This is a genomic window from Aeromonas simiae (genome assembly GCF_014892695.1).
Classification (GTDB): domain Bacteria; phylum Pseudomonadota; class Gammaproteobacteria; order Enterobacterales; family Aeromonadaceae; genus Aeromonas; species Aeromonas simiae.
In genome coordinates, this window is the sequence record NZ_CP040449.1 from 2,758,596 (window position 1) to 2,776,093 (window position 17,498).

General features: G+C 61.8%; 15 protein-coding genes. 8 read left to right on the forward strand and 7 right to left on the reverse strand.

Annotated features, from left to right (window positions below; all coding sequences use genetic code 11):
* Nucleotides 1-20: 20 nt before the first annotated feature.
* A complete protein-coding gene (locus tag FE240_RS12995) occupies nt 21-707 on the reverse strand; it encodes a response regulator (RefSeq protein ID WP_193001497.1) in 687 nt (228 codons plus the stop codon).
* A complete protein-coding gene (locus FE240_RS13000; RefSeq protein ID WP_193001498.1) occupies nt 686-2,275 on the reverse strand; it encodes an ATP-binding protein in 1,590 nt (529 codons plus the stop codon). Before FE240_RS13000 ends, FE240_RS12995 begins: the two co-directional genes overlap by 22 nt.
* Nucleotides 2,276-2,457: 182 nt before the next feature.
* Between FE240_RS13000 and slyA the strand changes: the two genes are divergently transcribed.
* The 5 genes from slyA (at nt 2,458) to FE240_RS19010 (ending at nt 5,790) form a co-directional block, all read left to right on the forward strand.
* On the forward strand, nt 2,458-2,931 hold the full coding sequence (gene slyA / locus FE240_RS13005; RefSeq protein WP_042046380.1) for a transcriptional regulator SlyA: 474 nt from the start codon (nt 2,458-2,460) through the stop codon (nt 2,929-2,931).
* A gap of 7 nt (nt 2,932-2,938) precedes the next feature.
* Nucleotides 2,939-3,997: an HlyD family secretion protein gene (locus FE240_RS13010; protein ID WP_193001499.1), complete on the forward strand. Its 1,059-nt coding sequence runs from the start codon at nt 2,939-2,941 to the stop codon at nt 3,995-3,997.
* A gap of 49 nt (nt 3,998-4,046) precedes the next feature.
* Nucleotides 4,047-5,075: a DUF2955 domain-containing protein gene (locus FE240_RS13015; RefSeq protein WP_193001500.1), complete on the forward strand. Its 1,029-nt coding sequence runs from the start codon at nt 4,047-4,049 to the stop codon at nt 5,073-5,075.
* Between the two features lie 67 nt (nt 5,076-5,142).
* Entirely contained in the window at nt 5,143-5,490 is a 348-nt protein-coding gene (locus tag FE240_RS13020; protein WP_193001501.1) for an MliC family protein, read from the forward strand.
* Between the two features lie 177 nt (nt 5,491-5,667).
* Nucleotides 5,668-5,790, forward strand: a complete 123-nt coding sequence (locus FE240_RS19010) for a hypothetical protein (RefSeq protein ID WP_264293144.1) — start codon at nt 5,668-5,670, stop codon at nt 5,788-5,790.
* A gap of 194 nt (nt 5,791-5,984) precedes the next feature.
* On the opposite strand, the gene FE240_RS13025 is transcribed toward FE240_RS19010, so the two are convergent.
* Genes FE240_RS13025 through FE240_RS13045 form a run of 5 tightly spaced genes read right to left on the reverse strand, consistent with a single transcriptional unit; the run spans nt 5,985 to nt 11,923 of the window.
* Nucleotides 5,985-6,983, reverse strand: a complete 999-nt coding sequence (locus tag FE240_RS13025) for an ABC transporter ATP-binding protein (RefSeq protein WP_193001503.1) — start codon at nt 6,981-6,983, stop codon at nt 5,985-5,987.
* The gene (locus tag FE240_RS13030; RefSeq protein WP_193001504.1) at nt 6,980-7,969 is read right to left on the reverse strand and encodes an ABC transporter ATP-binding protein; all 990 of its coding nucleotides are present in this window, start codon (nt 7,967-7,969) and stop codon (nt 6,980-6,982) included. The genes FE240_RS13025 and FE240_RS13030 overlap by 4 nt, the downstream gene beginning before the upstream one ends.
* A 1-nt stretch (nt 7,970) precedes the next feature.
* Nucleotides 7,971-9,797, reverse strand: coding sequence for an extracellular solute-binding protein (locus tag FE240_RS13035; RefSeq protein WP_193001505.1), 1,827 nt, complete (start codon nt 9,795-9,797; stop codon nt 7,971-7,973).
* Between the two features lie 53 nt (nt 9,798-9,850).
* Nucleotides 9,851-10,894: an ABC transporter permease gene (locus tag FE240_RS13040; protein ID WP_042046389.1), complete on the reverse strand. Its 1,044-nt coding sequence runs from the start codon at nt 10,892-10,894 to the stop codon at nt 9,851-9,853.
* Between the two features lie 3 nt (nt 10,895-10,897).
* Complete coding sequence (locus FE240_RS13045; RefSeq protein WP_042046390.1) at nt 10,898-11,923, reverse strand: ABC transporter permease subunit; 1,026 nt, start codon at nt 11,921-11,923, stop codon at nt 10,898-10,900.
* A gap of 721 nt (nt 11,924-12,644) precedes the next feature.
* Here FE240_RS13045 and FE240_RS13050 point away from each other — a divergent pair.
* From FE240_RS13050 to FE240_RS13060, 3 genes are all read left to right on the forward strand, one after another.
* A complete protein-coding gene (locus FE240_RS13050) occupies nt 12,645-15,254 on the forward strand; it encodes a TonB-dependent receptor plug domain-containing protein (RefSeq protein ID WP_193001506.1) in 2,610 nt (869 codons plus the stop codon).
* 112 nt (nt 15,255-15,366) lie between these two features.
* Nucleotides 15,367-16,131: a DUF3450 domain-containing protein gene (locus FE240_RS13055; RefSeq protein WP_193001507.1), complete on the forward strand. Its 765-nt coding sequence runs from the start codon at nt 15,367-15,369 to the stop codon at nt 16,129-16,131.
* On the forward strand, nt 16,131-17,498 hold the full coding sequence (locus FE240_RS13060; protein ID WP_193001508.1) for a MotA/TolQ/ExbB proton channel family protein: 1,368 nt from the start codon (nt 16,131-16,133) through the stop codon (nt 17,496-17,498). Before FE240_RS13055 ends, FE240_RS13060 begins: the two co-directional genes overlap by 1 nt.

Below are 17,498 nucleotides of genomic sequence, written 5' to 3' on the forward strand. Positions count from 1 at the left end.
GCCCATGGCTCCCTTCTCTTTCACGCCTCGCTGCGCCAGCGGTAGAGCCGTTCAGGCCGGCCACGCTGGCCATAGCTGAGCTCCACCACCAGGTGGTCTTCCGACTCCAGGTACTCGAGGTAGCGGCGCGCCGTGGTGCGACTCAAGGAGAGGCGCAGCGCCAAGGTATCAGTTGAAAAGCACTGCTCGCGTTCACTGGCCAGCAGATCGAGCACTTGGCGCAGGGTAAGGGCATCGATCCCCTTGGGGGTCTCGCGCCCCTCGCGGCTGCGCCCCTTGCCGAGCAGGCGATCGAGATCCCCCTGCTCAAGGTGGCCAGCCCCCGCCAGCCGGCGGCACAGGGCCTGTACCTCGCCCAGGCTCTGCTGGATGCGCGACAGGCGCAGCGGCTTGATGATGTAATCCTGCACCCCCAGATGCAGCGCCCGCTGGATGCTCTCAACGTCGCTGGCGGCGGTCACCATGATCACTAGCGTCTCGATGGCGCGCGCGCGCAGGGAGGCCACCCACTCCAGCCCGGAGCCATCGGGCAGGGAGACATCCACCAGCAGCAACCTGGGCTGCTCACGCTCAAGCCGAGCCTGCGCGTCGGCCAAAGAGGGGGCGCAGCCCACTAACTGGAAGCCGGGGGTGGTGAGGATCAACTCGCTGAGAATACCGCCGATCCGGACATCGTCTTCGATGATCAGTGTGGTGATGGGTTCCATGATGACACCAGTTGCGCTTTGTCGAGATAGATGCCGAAGAGGGTGGTGCGGGCGGCAGTGCGGCGCCATTCTATCACGCCCCCCAGCCGCTCGGCGGTCTCCTTGACCAGATAGAGCCCAACCCCGTGGTCGCCGCTCTGGCGGCTGACCCCGTAGTCGAACAGATGATCGGCGAGCGCTTCGTCCACCCCTTCGCCGCTGTCCTCTACTTCTATCACCAAACGGCGGCCGGCATCGTTGATCGAGAGCAGGACCCGCGGCATTACCTGCTCCCGGTTGGCCCTGGCCGCGCGGATGCCGTTGTCGAGCAAGTTGCCGATGAAGGTGATGAGATCAGCCGACAGCCAAGGGGGGCACTCCTCCAGCGCCGAGCCCTCGTCAAGCTCAAGGTGCACCCCGAGCTCGCGGGCGCGGCTGAACTTGCCGAGAATAAGGCCCGCCACCGGCTTATCGTGGATGGCGTGCAGCAAGGATTGCAGCAATGACTGGTGCTCGTCGTGCTCGCGCTGGATCAGCTCCACCGCCTCGTTCACGTGGCCGAGCTGGAGCAGGCCGGAGAGGCTGCTGAGCTTGTTGGCAAACTCGTGGGTCTGCATGCGCAGCAACTCGGCGTATTGACGCAGGTGGGTCACCTGCACCGCCAGGGTGCCGGCCGCCTCGGGGCGGGTGAAGATAAACAGCCAGCCAGCCCCGCCAGTGATGGGCTGCCAGCGCCCGACGAAGGCATCCCCATGCACACTAAAGTGCGTCTCAACCGCCCCGTCGGCCAACCCCCGCGCCAGCTCGGGGGCCAGCGCCTCCAGTCGGCAGCCGAGCTGGGCATAGCGACCGGGCTGCGGTAGCCGCAGTTGGTAACAGGCGGCGCTGTTGAGCATGCTCACCCTCCCTTCACCGTCGAGGGCGATGATCCCCTCGTTGATGCTCTCGAGCACCAGCTCTTGCTGGGCGAAGCGCCGCGCTATGGTCTCGGGCTCCAGATCGAGCAAGGTTCGCCGCAACCGTCGCTGCATCGCCGCCGCCAGCAACAATCCGGCCCCCAGCACCGCCAAAATGGCCCACAGCAGCAGGGCAAGGCGATCCCGATAGGTGCCCTCCACCGTCTTCATCAGATAACCGACCGCCACCGCCCCCAGCGTCTGTCCGTCTGCACCGATCACGGGGGCAAAGCAGCGAATCGCCGGCCCCAGCGTCCCCTGATCCTTGGAGCAGTAGCTGCGCCGCTCAAACAGCGCCGGCCAGATGTCTTCCCCACGAAAACGCTGACCGACCAGCTCGGGGGAAGGGTGGGAAAGACGCAAGGCGTGGCGGTCGGTCACCACCATATAGGCGGCATCGGTACGTCGGCACAGGGCCTGAACATAGTCACGCAGGGTGGGATCGGCGCCACGCAGCAGCGCCTGCTCGATGCGCTGGTCGGCCGCCAGCAGGCGAGCCAGATCGCTCCCCTTCTCCTCCAGATTGCTCTCGAGCAGATGACGGATAAAGAGCGCCAGCAGGCCGCCCAGGATGAGCAGCAGCAACAAAGAGAAACACAGGGAGAGAAAGACCAGTTGATGACGCAGCTTCACGGCAGCCACCTTGCCCCGACGACGAAAGGGGCATGATGGCGGCCCGCTGGGAATGGGTCAATCAGGGTCGGTCACGACCAGCGCCATGGACAACCTTATTCCGTGACCCACATCACAAAACAATTTACTTAGCACGCTAACTAAATATAATACTTAGCAGACTAAGTAATAGGAGCCATGAGATGGATAAGCACATCGAGCGTCTGCGCGAACTCTCGCTGGCCGAGCGGCTGGGCAGGCTGTTTCGCCTATGGAGCCGGGTGGCCGATCAGCAACTGGCTCCTCTCGGCCTGACCTACCCGCGCTGGACAGCGCTGTGGAAGCTGTCGCGGCTCGGCGACGAGGTCAGCCAGAAATGTCTGGCCGATCACCTCGAGATCGAGGTGGCCTCCCTCATGCGCACCTTGGGCCAGCTTGAAGAGCAGGGTCTGGTGACCCGCCACAGTTGCAGCGCCGACAAGCGCGCCCGCGTCGTCAGCCTGACCGATGCCGGCCGTGAACTGCTCGGCCATATCGAGGCCCGCATCATGCAAGCCCGCCGCGAGCTGCTCGCCGGGATCAGTGAGAGCGAGCTGGCCCGTTTCGAGCAGACCATGAACCACATCTATGAAAATGCCCTGACCAAGTTGGCCAAGGGTTGCAGTGAGCAGGAGTAACCCCCAGATGACACCGGATCAACAATTCGCCCGCTGGGTCAAGGGCGTGGCCATCGCCTTCGGCCTCATCTTCGTCTATTTCCTGCTGGCCGACCTCAAGATGCCGCTCACCCCGCAGGCCATGGCCACCCGTGGCGTGGTCAAGGTCGCCCCCCAGGTCAGCGGCCGCCTGACCGCCGTCTACGTGCACAACAACCAGAGCGTGCACAAAGGCACCCTGCTGTTTGAACTCGATCCGGCGCCATTTAAACTCGCCGTGGAGCAAGCCGAGCTCAAACTCGAGCAGGCGCTGCAAGAAAACGCCGAACTCGACGCCAGGATCAGTGCTGCCCATGCGGACGTGAACGCCGCCACCACCCGCCGCGAGCTGGCCGAACGCGAGGCGCATCGCATCACCGCCCTGTTTGCCCGTAACCTCGTCTCCCAGCAGGCCCGCGATGAAGCCAGCAGTGCGCTGCGCACCGCCCAGGCCAATCTGCAAGCCAGCCAGGCGACCCTGGCCCAGCTCAAGGTCAGCCGTGGCGCCCAGGGCGAGACCAACCTGCGCATCCGTCAGGCCCACAACGCATTGGAACAGGCTCGTCTCAATCTGGCCTACAGCCAGGTGCGCGCCGAGCAGGATGGGATAGTGACCAACCTGCAATTGGAAAATGGCGCCTTCGCCACGGCCGGCAGCCCGCTGCTGGCCCTGGTGGCCGACCAGGTGGAGATCATCGCCGACTTTCGCGAAAAGGCGCTGCGCCACGTCAATCCCGGCTATCAGGCACTGATCGCCTTCGACGGTGAGCCCGGCACCCTCTATCCGGCCAAGGTAGTCAGTCTGGACGCCGGGGTGAGCGCCGGCCAGTTCGATGCCAACGGTAAGCTGGCGACCCCGACCGAATCGGATCGCTGGGTGCGCGATGCCCAGCGCCTGCGCCTGCACCTGCGCCTCGATCAGCCAGCCCAGGGCATGCTCCCCGCCGGAGCCCGCGCCACGGTGCAACTGCTGCCGGACAATCCGCTGCTCGGCCTGCTGGCCCGCACCCAGATCCATCTGCTGAGCCTGCTGCACTACATCTACTAAGCCCCTTCCCGCTGCGGCCGGCCCCCACGCCGGCCAACTAGGAGATCCCATGCAACTGTGGCATCGTCCCCTGACGACCAATGATCTGCGCCAGTGCCTGCGCATTGCCACCGGAGCCACCCTCGGTTTTCTGCTGTGCAAGACGATGAACTGGAACTACGGCGTCTTCTTCACCGTCACCCCCATGTTGCTGCTTGGCATGGTGCCGGTGATGAACGGCCACGCCAGTCGCCAGATGCTCGCCTCGGCGGTGATGTGCGGCCTCGAGGTGGGGCTGCTCGGCGGCTTGTTTGGCTCCCACCCTGGGCTGATGACACCGATCGCCTTTTTGCTGTTTCTCTACCGCTTCGCCTGCATGTCGAAGGGGAGCCTGTTTCTGTTCGGCGCCAACGGCGTGCTCAACCTCAGCATCATGCTGCACTTCGCCAGCTACCCGAACACAGATCTCAACGATCTGATCCTGAGCAACCTGATGGCCACCGTCAGCTCGGTACTGCTGGCCTGGCTGCTCACCGTGCTGCTGCCCGATACCGAGCCGCGAGCGCGCCCGACCCCACAACCCAAGGAGCCGCATCGGATGCGCCACGAGGCGCTGCTCGGTGCCACCATCGCCACCTTGTCGTTTCTGGTGTTCCAGATTTTCGACCTGCGCGACTCCATGTCGGCCCAGGCCACCACCCTGCTGGTGCTGTTCCCGATGCACTGGAACGGCGCCCTCGGCTATGCCCGCAAGCGGGCCATCGGCACCCTGCTCGGGGTCAGCTTCGGCCTGACGGCGCAACTGGTGCTTTATGACTGGTCGGGACAACTGCTGCTGGTCGCGCCTGTGCTCTGGCTCGGCGCCATGCTCTTCTCCTATGCCCACGTCAAGGAAGGGGGCGGCTCGGGGGCCGGTTTCGGCTCGCTCACCACCCTCGGTATCCTGTTTGGTCAATACCTGACACCGGGCAACGATCTGGTGTTCAGCGCCCTCTACCGGGTCAGTAGCATCGCCGTCGCCATCGTGGCCACCCTCACCTGCTGCTACCTGATGCACCGCCTGCTCAACCGCTTCGAGTCTACCCGCTTCGGGCACTGAGCCCTCCTTGAGAGTGCGGGCAACACCCGTTAGGCTGCCCGTAAACTCACACCACGGAGCCACACCGATGAAACCAGCCCTGTTGCTGCTGGCGGGCAGCGCACTGCTTGCCGGATGCCAACCCCAAGACGCCTTGACCGTCCAAGGCGGCGATCCCATCACCTACCTCTGCGATCAGCAGGCCAAGGTGACGGTACGTTACTTCTCCCTGTCCGATGACAGCCTCCATTTCGTCAAGCTCACCCTACCCGATGGCACGCCACACACCCTGCCCCAGGTGGTCTCGGCCTCCGGCGCCCGCTTCAGCGATCTTCAGCAGCTAGTGTGGTGGAACAAGGGGGACGGTGGCTTTGTCGAGCAGCTCGATGACGATGGCGAGTGGCAGATCCTGCTCGATAACTGCCGTCAGGAGTGAGTAAAAAGGGCCGCAAATGCGGCCCTGAAAACGCCTCCATGAAGAGGTCTGCATTTGAAAACCCTTTCCATGATTTATGTAACTTAACAACAAATAAAGTTGATCGGGATCACACAAACACCTAGGATGAAGTTGTGACCTGAGTCACATTCCACAATCAGATTGATGAGGTGAATTATGTTTGAACATCTTGCCGTGCTGTTCCACCTGAAGGGCGCCACCAGCAACGAAGCTCGCAGCGAAGAGAAGGTCTCTTATGCTCCTTCCACCCGCGGCTACTACTTCCGCTACGGTGCCTGATGGCCCGACTCCCTTCAGAAAAATGTTGTAAAAGAACATACACACATAATGACAACAGGATCCCCATGTCGGGGTGCTGTCCTGCCCAGGCCAACTCAACCACGGCCGACCTGAAACTCCAACACCAGAAAAAATGAAATGGGGCCTAAGGCCCCATCTTTATTTCATCTCCTGCTCCGCTCCTCGTATCAGGGCTAGATGGCGCGCTCTAGCACGATCACCTGTGCCGGCTCGGGCAAGGGGTGATGGCATGCCACCTGATGACCCTCTCCCAGCAATTGCGGCGCCTCACTGCGGCAGCGCTCGCTCGCCCGTGGACAGCGCTGGTGAAAATGACAGCCCGGTGGCGGGGCTATCGGGGAAGGCACGTCACCGCTTAGCAAAATACGCTGGCTGCGCCGGCGCGGATCCGGCACCGGAATGGCCGAGATGAGCGCCTGGGTGTAAGGGTGACGCGGCGCCCGGTAGAGATCCTTCGCCTCGGCCAACTCCACCACCCTTCCTAAATACATGACGGCGATGCGATCCGAGATGTGTTTGACCACCGACAGATCGTGGGCGATGAAGATCATCGCCAAGTTCATCTCCTGTTGCAGGGTCAGCAGTAGGTTGAGGATCTGGGATTGCACCGAGACATCGAGGGCCGACACCGCCTCATCACACACCAGCAGCTTGGGCTTGAGGGCGATGGCGCGGGCAATGCCGATGCGCTGGCGCTGACCACCGGAGAACTCGTGCGGGTAGCGATCGGCGGCCACGGCGGGCAATCCCACCTTATCCAGCAGCTCGCGCACCCAGATGCGGCGCTCCTCACTGCGGCCCTTGCCGTGAATGATGAAGGGCTCCTCGAGGATCTGGCCAACCGTGTGGCGGGCATTGAGCGACTCCACGGGGTCCTGAAAGACGATCTGCATCTCTTGGCGCAGTGAGCGCATCTCCTTAGGGGAGAGGTGGGTGATGTCGCGCCCTTCAAAGGTGATGGTGCCGGCGGTCGGCTCAAACAGTTTGAGCAGGGTGCGCCCCAGGGTGGACTTGCCGCAGCCGGATTCGCCCACCAGCCCAAGCGTCTCACCCCGGCGCAGGGAAAGGCTGATGCCATCCACCGCATAGACCGTGTAGCCACGCCGCAAGAAACCACCGCCCACGGCGAAGTGCTGCTTAAGATCCGTGATGGTGAGCAGAGGCTCGTTCATGCTCTCACCTCCTTCCAGTGGTGGCAGGCCACGCTGTGCTGCCCGGCCAACTGCTCCACCGGCGGCACAGTGCCCACACAGAGTTCGCTGGCATGAGGGCAGCGGTTACTGAAGCGGCAGCCCGCCGGCATCTCGCTCAGGGCCGGCACCTGGCCGTGAATGGTCTTGAGCTGCGTCTTGGGTTCGTCCTCAAGACGCGGGATCGACGCCATCAGGCCATGGGTATAGGGGTGATGCGGCTGCTCGAACAGCTCGAATACGTCGGCCTGCTCCACGGCGCGCCCGGCGTACATCACCACCACCTCGTCGCACAGCTCGGCCACCACCCCGAGATCGTGAGTGATAAAGAGGATCGCCATGCCGGTCTGGGCTTGCAGCGACTTCATCAAATCCAGGATCTGCGCCTGTATGGTCACGTCCAGCGCCGTGGTCGGCTCGTCGCAGATGAGCAGCTCAGGCTCGCAGGCAAGCGCCATGGCGATCATCACCCGCTGGCGCATGCCCCCCGACAGGTTATGGGGATAGGTGTCATAGCGCCGCTCCGGCTCGGGGATGCCCACCTTGCGCAGCATGGCGATGGCCGCCTCGCGGCGCTGGCGCCGGTCATAGTCGGGGCGGTGCAGCTCATAGACTTCAGCCAACTGCTCCCCAACCGTCTTGACCGGGTTGAGGGCCGTCATCGGCTCTTGGAAGATCATCGAGATGCGGTTGCCACGGATGCGGTAGAGATCCTTGGCCGGTAGCCCCAGCAGATCGAGACTGCCCAACTGGATCGCGCCGCCCACCACCCGACCATGGGGCCTTGGTAGCAGGCCCATGATGGCCAGTGCCGTCACACTCTTGCCACAGCCGGATTCGCCGACGATACCGAGGGTCTGGCCAGGGCGCACCGCAAAGCTCATCCCATCGAGCACCCGCATCACCCCTTCATCAACGCTGAACTCGACGGCGAGATCGCGCACCGCCAAGATGGGAGCCTGCTCCATATCAGCCCCCCTGGCCACGCTGCCAGCTCTTGTCGATCAGGGTCAGCGGCGCCAGCGCCTTGCCACTGCGCTTGTCGGCCAGCACCTCTTGTCGTTTGTCCTCGTCAATCCAGAGCAGGCCACCCGAGCTGTGGGGGTAACCGTCCATCGGCCAGTAGAGCAAGTCCGGGGTGCTCTTGGTGGCCGGCACCGTCGGCAGCATCACGTAGCGCCAACTGGCGGCCCGCACATAGTTGAGCTCATAACCCGGCACGAAGATGGCCAGATCATAGATACGCTGCTGGATCTGGCGTGACAGCTCGGCCCGCTGACCCAGATCGAACTCCTTGCCGTAGGCATTGATCAGCGTGTCGAGCGCCTTGTCGGCCACGTTGAAGAAGTTGTTGGTCTGCGGCTTGTTGGCGTTATCCGAATGAAATGACTCCCAATATTGGGGATAAAGGCCACCGCCGCCCCAACCCAGCCAGGCCGCCTCGTGCTTTTTCTCCAGCATGGCCTTGAAGCCGGTGGCCCCGTCCACCAGGTTGAGCTCGAGATCGAGCCCCGCCTTCTTGGCCTCCTCTTTCAAGAAACTCAAGCGCTTGGCATGCTCGGAGACGGTGAAGGTGACCGCCAGGGTGAGGCGCTCCCCCTTGGCATTTTGCAAGATGCCGTCCGGCCCCTGCTTGGTGTAGCCGGCCTTGGCGAAGTAGTCGCGCGCTTTTTGCACGTCGTAGCCGCGTTCAGGCAAGGTCATCTCGGTGAAGGGGCCAAACCCCGAGCCGAAGGTGGTGGCCCGCACATAATCGCCACGCAGCACGGTGGCGATCATCTTGTCCATGTTGATGGCGTGCTCGATGCCTAGGCGCACATTGAGATCGGCCAGTTTCGGCACCGCCGTATTCAGGTGCAGCCCCTGACCGCCCTGCTTGGTGTCGGTATAGGCCATCACCTTCTGGATATAGCCCTTGTCAAACTCCGGCCCCTTGGCTTTTTCATGCCACCAGGTGGGCTGGACCATCTCGAAGCTGTCGAGCTCCCCCTTCAGGAAGTGGCGAAAGGCGATGTTCTGATCGCGGATCACCTTGATGTGCACCGTATCGACGTTGAAGCGGTGCTTAAAGAAGCGATCGTCCTTGGCCCACCACGCCTTCTGACGGCTGAAGGTGACCGATTTGCCCTTTTTCACCTCGCTGATGACATAAGGCCCGGTGGTCGGCACGATAGCCCAGTTGTACTGTTTGACCCAGTTCGGGCCGAGCTTGTAGAAGTGCTTGGGCTGGGGCCACAGCTCGGTGGTGTTGAGCAAGTCCAGTTTGCCCTTGGCGCTGCCCGCCTTGACCTTGATGGTGTGCGCGTCGACCTTGCTCACCTCGACCACTTCGGTGGTGTAGTAGTTGTTGAACCAGGGCCCCTTGATGTGGGGCGAGCGCATCATCTCATAGCCGAAGGTGTAGTCCTCAGCCACGACCGGCTGACCGTCAGACCACTTGGCGCGTGGGTCGAGCTTGAAGTAGACGGTCTGATTATCTGGAGCGATGGCCCAGTGGGTGGCGAGCGCCGGGATGGGATTGCCCGTGTTGGGGTGAAAGCTGATCAGCCGCAACTGGTTGTCGAGAATAAAGGAGCGAAACGACCCGTTGGAGTCGGGCCCCACGGTGCGAAAGGTGAGCGGGAAGCTGTCTACGTAGAGGTTCAGCGTCCCCCCCTGCTTGGCCTGCGGCGAAGCAAACACCGGGTCTGTGTCGTTGGTCTCCCAGATGAGCCCATCCGGCAAGGCGTCAGCCCATACCAACGTGCCGTTCACCAGCAGCATCAGGCCACCTATCCATTTGATTTTATTATTCATCCTAACACTCCAAAGCGCCCTTTAACGGCCGCAGCACCTCATTTAAAAAAGCATCACTCGTAGCGGGTAAACTTGCGCGGATCGAACGCCTCGCGCACCGCCTCACCGATAAACGAGACCATGATCAGCACGGCGCTCACCGCCGCTACCACTGAGCTTACGATCCAGATGGCGTCGAGGTTGTTGATCCCCTGAGAGAGCAGCTCCCCCCAGCTTGGGGTCGGCGGCGCCAGACCAAAGCCGAGGTAATCCAGCGCCGTCAGGGTCGAGATGTTGGCCACCACCGCAAACGGCGCCAAGGTCACCACCATCACCAAGGTATTGGGCAGTATATGGTGGAAGATGATGCGCCCAGTGCCCGCCCCCTGAGCGCGCGCCGCCATCACATAGTCGCGGGCCCGCTCCTTGTAGGTGAGGGTGCGCATGTACCAAGTGATCCCCATCCAGCCGAACAGCACGTTGATGCCGACAAACAGGCCGAAGTTAGGCTTGGTGAGCGACACCAAGATCATGATGACGTAGAGAAAAGGGATCTGAGACCAGATCTCGATAAAGCGCTGTAACACAAGGTCAAACCGCCCACCGAGAAAGCCCATCAGACAACCGATGGCCACCCCGATGAGATAGCTGGCCACCAGCACTATGCCGGCAAAGGCGATGGCAATGCGAAAGCCGTACACCAGACGCGCCAGCACGTCGCGCCCACTGGTGTCGGTGCCGAGAAAGTGGCGATCCGCCGCACTCGGGGCGTAAGGGGGGTAGGCATCTTGCTTGAAGTCCTGCTCATAGGGATTCCACGGCACGAGAGGCAGCAGCACCCAATCCCCCTGCCCCTCATCGGCCAGCTTGGCCTTGAGCTGGCGATAGTTGGTCTCGTAGTCGTAATCGAGGCCGAAACGGCTGCCGGGGATCACGTCGCCATAGGTGGGAAAGAGCCACTGCCCCTGATAGTGCACCACCAGGGCGCGGCTGTTGACCAGCAGCTCGGCCACACAGGAGAGCAGCACCAAGGCACTAAACAGCACAAACGAGTAGTAACCGCGCTTGATAGAGGCAAAGCGCTTGAATTTTTTGCGGGTAACGGGACTGAGCTGCATGGTTTACTCCCCGAAGCGCACGCGTGGATCGACCAGGGCGACGCAGATATCCGAAAGGATGTTGCCAAGCAGCATCAGCACAGAGGTGATGGCCAGTATGCCCATCACGGTCGGGTAATCGCGCTCGACGATCGCCTCGTAGCCGAGCAGGCCGATGCCGTCGATGTTGAAGATGGTCTCAATGAGGAAGGAGCCGCCGAAGAAGACGGTCAGCACGCTGCCAAAGTGGCTGGCAATGGGAATGAGGCTGTTACGCATGGCGTGACGGGTGACCGCCTGACGAAACGGCAGCCCCTTGGCCACGGCGGTGCGCACATAATCGGCCGACAGGTTCTCCATCAGGCTGTTTTTCATGGTCATGGTGAGCACGGCAAAATCGCCGATGGCATAGGCAATGAGCGGCAGCAAGGCATGGGAAAAGACGCTCTTGACCTTGTCCCAGTTGCTCTCGAGATACTCGTAGTCATCCCCCGGGAAGCCCCCCATCGGCAGCCACTCGAGGTGAAACGCGAAGACGGTGATGAGAAAGATCCCCACCACATAGGCCGGCAGCGCATAGGCGGTGTAGATGAACATCGAGCTGGCCGAGTCGAAGCGGCTGTTGTGGCGCAGCGCCTTGGCGATGCCGAGCGGGAGTGAGACCAGATAGCTCAGCAGAAAGGTCGCCACGCCGAAGAAGGCGGTGACCGGCAGGCGCTCCTTGATGAGATCCCACACCGGCTCGTAGTAGCGGGTCGATTCACCGAGATCGAGGCGAACCAGCTTCTGCAACCACTCCCAATAGGCGACCAGCATCGGCTTGTCGAGGCCGTAGAAAGCCTTGAGCTCCTCGATCTGCTCGTCGGAGAGGGCCTGTCCCCCCTTACTCGCCGTCGAGCGGTGCCCCTCCCCCTGGGCAACCTGGGCCTGCAACAACATGCGCTCGACCGGCCCGCCGGGTACGAAGCGGGTAATGGTGAAGACGAGCAGAGTGATCCCGATAAACGTCGGGATGATGAGCAGCGCCCGACGTAGGAAATACGACAGCATGGTGGCTTCGTCCTTATTGTTTTATTGTGGCCAGTCACTTCCTGTGGCTGGTCCTATCCTTCCTGGCATGTCTGACTGGACTATCACGTGAATCCAAATGATCAGCAGGGCCACTGTAAAAGCTCCGCAACAAAAATCAAGTACCCTTGGCACAAGCTCGCCTTTTGCAGAGAAACATCTCACTTCATGCAATTCGAAGCATTATTCTGCATCTGCATCGACATGGTGCACCACGCCCCAACATAGCGCATCGACCTCAATGCTTTCTATATACACAGCCACCAACCAATAAATACAACTTATTGAAAACAAAAGAATAAAAAACACACCCACCAAAACTGAGCTTGGCGAGCGGCGAAAAGAAAAACGTTTTACATCGATCGCAGCAAGTGCATTGGTTTCAGAGAAATATTCTAATCGGATGGGAAAAATAAGAATAACGCTTAATGTGACCATTATTATTTAAGAAAGTTCCACTTTGGCATTTAATCCTACCAAGCTGCGTTAATATTGTGACAATGATCAGAAAAAACCCACAAGACCCAGATAAATAAGCTGCCATTAACGCTTTTTTCAGAAAAACTGTGAACCCCACCTCTTTTTATCCCCATTTTCTTACACGATTGACGCCTTCCTCCGAATCTTGATAAGCGTATTGCAACGTCGCCATAGAGCGTGCGTTTGGAAGCAAACAAAATAAACAATCAGGAAGGATACTGCGATGCTAAGGAAAAGCAGGCTTTCTGCTGCGATCGCGCTCGCCTTGGTGAGCGCTGCAGCAGCGGCCCCCTCTGTCTTTGCCGCCGAAGAGGGGCAGAATGTCGAGAAGCTTCAAAAGATCAAGGTGACCGGGTCGCGCATCTCTCGCGTCGACGTGGAAGGCGCCACCCCTGTGGTCTCCGTCTCCAAGGTCAAGATCGAACAGTCCGGCCAGCAGACGGTCGCCGACTACCTCAAGCAGGCCTCTTACAACTCCTTCGGGGGTTACTCCGCTCAGTCCGGCAGCTCCTTCCAGTCCCAGGCCACCGTCGGCCTGCGCGGTCTGGGCTCGGAGCGCACCTTGGTGCTGCTCAACGGCAAACGGGTAGCCGGCTCCCCCACCATGGGTGGCACCGCCATCAACCTCAACACCATCCCCATGTCCGCGGTTGAGCGGGTCGAGGTCAACCTCGACGGCGGCTCAGCCATCTACGGCTCTGACGCCATCGGCGGCGTGGTCAACGTGGTGCTCAAGGAAGGGTACGAGGGGCTGGAGTTCCAAGGGCGCCTCGGCAGCCCGACCGAAGATGGGGGGGACGAGAAGAGTGGCTCCATCCTGGCCGGTATCACCGGGGAGAAGGGCTCCCTGATGGCCGTCTACGAGCACGACAAGAAAGACATCATCTATGCCCGCGATCGCGACTACCTCTCCAAGCAGGGGAACGACGCGCCGAGCGTCTATGGCCGCAACGTGGAAGGGATCACCGGCACCGGAGCCGATGGCAAGCCGACCTGGAGCTACGGCCCGCTGGCCGGTGTCACCAATGCCGACGGCACCTGTAAAGAGCCGTTCGTCAATCACGATGGGGGGTGCAACTTCAACTACGGCAAGTTTGCCGCCACCACCGCCTCGCGCAGCCGCGACACCCTGTATGTGAACGGCCGCTATCACATCAACGACAGCGTCGACTTCGTGCCGCAGCTCATCGCCTCGCGCGTCGAGAGCTTCGGCCGCTTCGCCCCGGCCGCCGGCAGCTTCGCCGTTGACCCGAGCAATCCGAAGAACACCCAGTTCTTCACCGACAACGGCCTGGATGCCGCCGCCACCCTGGGCGCCGGTGAGATGGCCTACGCCTACTACCGCTTCAACAACGTCGGCACCCGCGACAACCTGGTCACCGACACCACCGGCTCCATGAACCTGGGCTTCGAAGGCACGCTGCCGACCGAGAGCGTGGGCGACATGCAGTGGAATGCCGGCTACATGTACTCCAAGACCGACAACAAGGAGAACGGCACCGGTTACGTGCTCAAGTCCGCCGCCCAGCAGGCGGTGGCCGACGGCAAGCTGGTTAAGGGCGAGTTTGATGCCAGCACCACCGCCTCCATGACCGCCGACACCAGCCGCCGCTCCACCATGGACTTCTACCAATGGTATGTCGGGGTTCAGTGGGACATGGGCGAGCTGCCGGCCGGGCCGGTGAGCTGGTATGCCGGTGCCGAGTACAACGACTGGGTCTATGAGGACAAGTACGATGCCCAGTCCGAGGCCGGCAACGTCATCGGCTCCTCCGGTAACTCCTCCGGTGGCGAGCGCGACGTGACCGCCCTCTACCTCGAAACCCTGGTACCGGTCACCGAGCAGGTCGAGCTGAGCGTCGCCGGTCGCTACGACAAGTACAGCGACTTTGGCAGCGCCTTCTCGCCCAAGGCCAGCGTACGCTACCAGCCGCTCGACAACCTGATGCTGCGAACCTCTTGGTCCCGTTCGTTCCGCGCCCCGAGCCTGAGCGATCTCTACTCGGCCGACTCCTTCTCCGCCGACTGGGGCAAGGACTATGTCTACTGCCAGGCCAACGGCATCGCCGCGGCCGACTGCCCGAACCAGCAGTACGACACCACCCGCACCTCCAACGAGGATCTCAAGGAGGAGACCGCCGACACCTGGAACTTCGGTTTCAGCTACAGCCCGCTTGAGGATCTCAACCTCTCGCTGGACTACTACACCATCAAGATCGACGACGTGATCCAGCTCAACTCGTTGCAGTCGCTCATCTATGACGAACTCAACAACGGCGGCTCGCCGTACATAGTTCGTAACAGCCAGGGCAAGATCAAGGGCGCCACCGCCCCCATGGTCAACCTCGGCACCCTGAAGACCAGCGGCCTCGACTTCAAGCTCGACTACCGTTACGACTTCCCGATGGCGACCGTGCGCTATGACTTCGGCGGCACCTATATCCTCAAGTTTGAGGAGGGCCTCTACGCCGGTGGTCCCTCGGTGGACAAGATCGGCTGGAACGGCCTGCCGCAGATGCGCTTCAACTCAGGGGTCGGCGTCAACGTGCCCCAGTGGTGGAACATGGATGCTTATCTGAGCGCCAACTACATCGACTCCCAGAGCCAGGACTACATCGCAGACACCGGCAAGGAAGTGGGCCACATCGCCTCCAACACCGTCTGGAATATCAACGTGGGCGTCCAGACCCCGTGGGACGGCAAGGTGCAGGTCGGCGTGAAGAACATGTTCAACCGCGAGCCCTCCCTCGAGAGCGACGGCTTCACCTACGACGAGAACATCTACAGCATCGACGGCCGTATCTACTACCTCGACTACACCCAGAAATTCTGATCGGCTGACCGGCTGATGAGTGACCCAGGCCGGCCCTGACCGGGCCGGCCTTGCCCAACGTCCAAGGAAGTTATGGAGATAGGGTAATTCTATGAAAACAAGGACTAATAAAATGAAGAGAGCGCTTCTGGGCAGCCTGGCTTCGGCCGCCCTGTTGACCAGCTTCGCCGTGAGTGCCGCCACCGCCACCCAGACGGTCGACACCCAAACCACCACCGACCAAGCCGCCAAGGCCTCCCAGCAGAAGATCGACCACTACGCCGACTCCGCCGAGAACGCCCTGGCCCAGTACAAGAGCGCCCTGCGCCAGCTCGACAGCCTCACCACCTACAACCAGCAGGTCGCCAAGATGGTCGAGTCCCAGCGCAGCGAGCTGACCTCGATGGAGCGCCAAATCGCCCAGATCGACCAGACCAGCACCGAGGTGGTGCCCCTGATGCTCAAGATGATCGACGCCCTCGAGCAGTTCGTGGCCCTCGACCTGCCGTTCCAAAAGAGCGAGCGCGAGGAGCGCGTGGCGTCCCTCACCGAACTGATGAACCGCGCCGACGTCACCATCTCCGAGAAGTACCGCAAGATCCTCGAGGCCTACCAGATTGAGGAGGGGTTTAGCCGCTCCATCGAGGCCTACAAGGCCAGCTTGCAGCAAAAAGATGGCAGCGAGAAGACCTATGAGTTCCTGCGAGTGGGCCGCATCGCCCTGCTCTACCAGTCTCCGGACGGTCAGGAGACCGGCATGTGGAACAAGAAGAGCCGCCAGTGGGAAACCCTGCCTCAGGAGTATCGCAGCGCCGTCGAACAGGGCCTGCGCATCGCCAAAAAACAAGCGCCCCCCGCCCTGATCAAGCTGCCGGTCCAAACTGCGGAGAAAGCATAATGAACGCCATCAAGCACGCCGTCGCCGCCCTGATCGCCGGCGCCGCCCTCTTCACCCTGCCGATCAGCGCGGCCGAAAAACCGGCCGATCTCAACGCCCTGCTAAGCCAGCTCAAGAGCGAGAGCGCCGCCGAGTCCAAGCTCAACGCCGAGCGCGAGGCCCGCTTCCTCGCCGACAAGAACCAGCAGGCCGCCCTGCTGGCCAAGGCCAAAGCCGAACTCAGCGCCGAGCTGGCCCGCGGCGAGAAGCTCAAGGCCAGCTTCGATGCCAATGACAAGCAGCTCACCGAGCTGACCGAAACCCTGCGCCAGCGCTCTGGCAACATGGGCGAGATGTTCGGGGTGCTGCGCCAGTTCGCCGGGGAGTTTCGCGGCATCTTCAACAACTCGGCGCTGCGCCTACAATACCCCGAGCAGGGCAAGCTGCTGGCCAAGCTGGCCGACAGCAAGGAGCTTCCCTCCAGCGACGAGCTGGCCCAGTTCTGGACCACCTTACTGAGCCGCATGGTCGACGCCGGCAAGGTGACCCAGTTCCCGGCCACCGTGGTCTATGGTGAGGGCAACCAGGGCGAACACACTGTGACCCAGATCAGTGAGTTCAACACCCTGGCCGACGGCAAGTACCTCTCCTTCATTCCCGAGACCGGCAAGTTCGAACAGTTGCCGCGCCAGCCTGACAGCGCCATCCTCCAGCCGGTGAGCGACTTCGAGCAGGCCGACGGCAGCGTCAAGCCCATCTACATCGACCCCTCCCGTGGCGTGATCCTCTCGCTGCTGGTGCAGACCCCCAACCTCAAAGAGCGCCTCGACCAAGGGGGGGAGGTCGGCTACGTCATCATGGTGCTCGGCCTGCTCGGTCTGCTGCTAGCCCTGTTCTGCGGCGTCCGCCTCTCCCTGCTGGGCAGCGCCATGCGCAAGCAGCTCAAGTCCGACAGCGCCATTAAGGGCAACCCGATCGGCGAGATGCTGGAGGCCTATCAGGCCCACCGCGGCGACAACATTGAGGATCTCGAGTCCAAGTTCGACGAGATCATCCTCAAGCAGGTGCCCAAGCTCGAGAAGGGGCTGAGCGTGCTCAAGCTGATCGCCTCGGTGGCGCCGCTGCTCGGCCTGCTCGGTACCGTGGTGGGGATGATCGCCACCTTCCAAGCCATCACCCTGTTCGGGACCGGCGATCCCAAGCTGATGGCGGGCGGCATCTCCGAGGCCCTGGTGACCACCATGCAGGGTCTGGTGGTGGCCGTGCCCATCCTGTTCCTCTACACCATGGTGCAGACCCAGAGCCGCCGCCTGATCCAGTTGCTGGAAGAGCAGAGCGCCGGTTACGTGGCCCGCTATCAGGAGCGCCTGCACGCCAAGGCAGCGTAA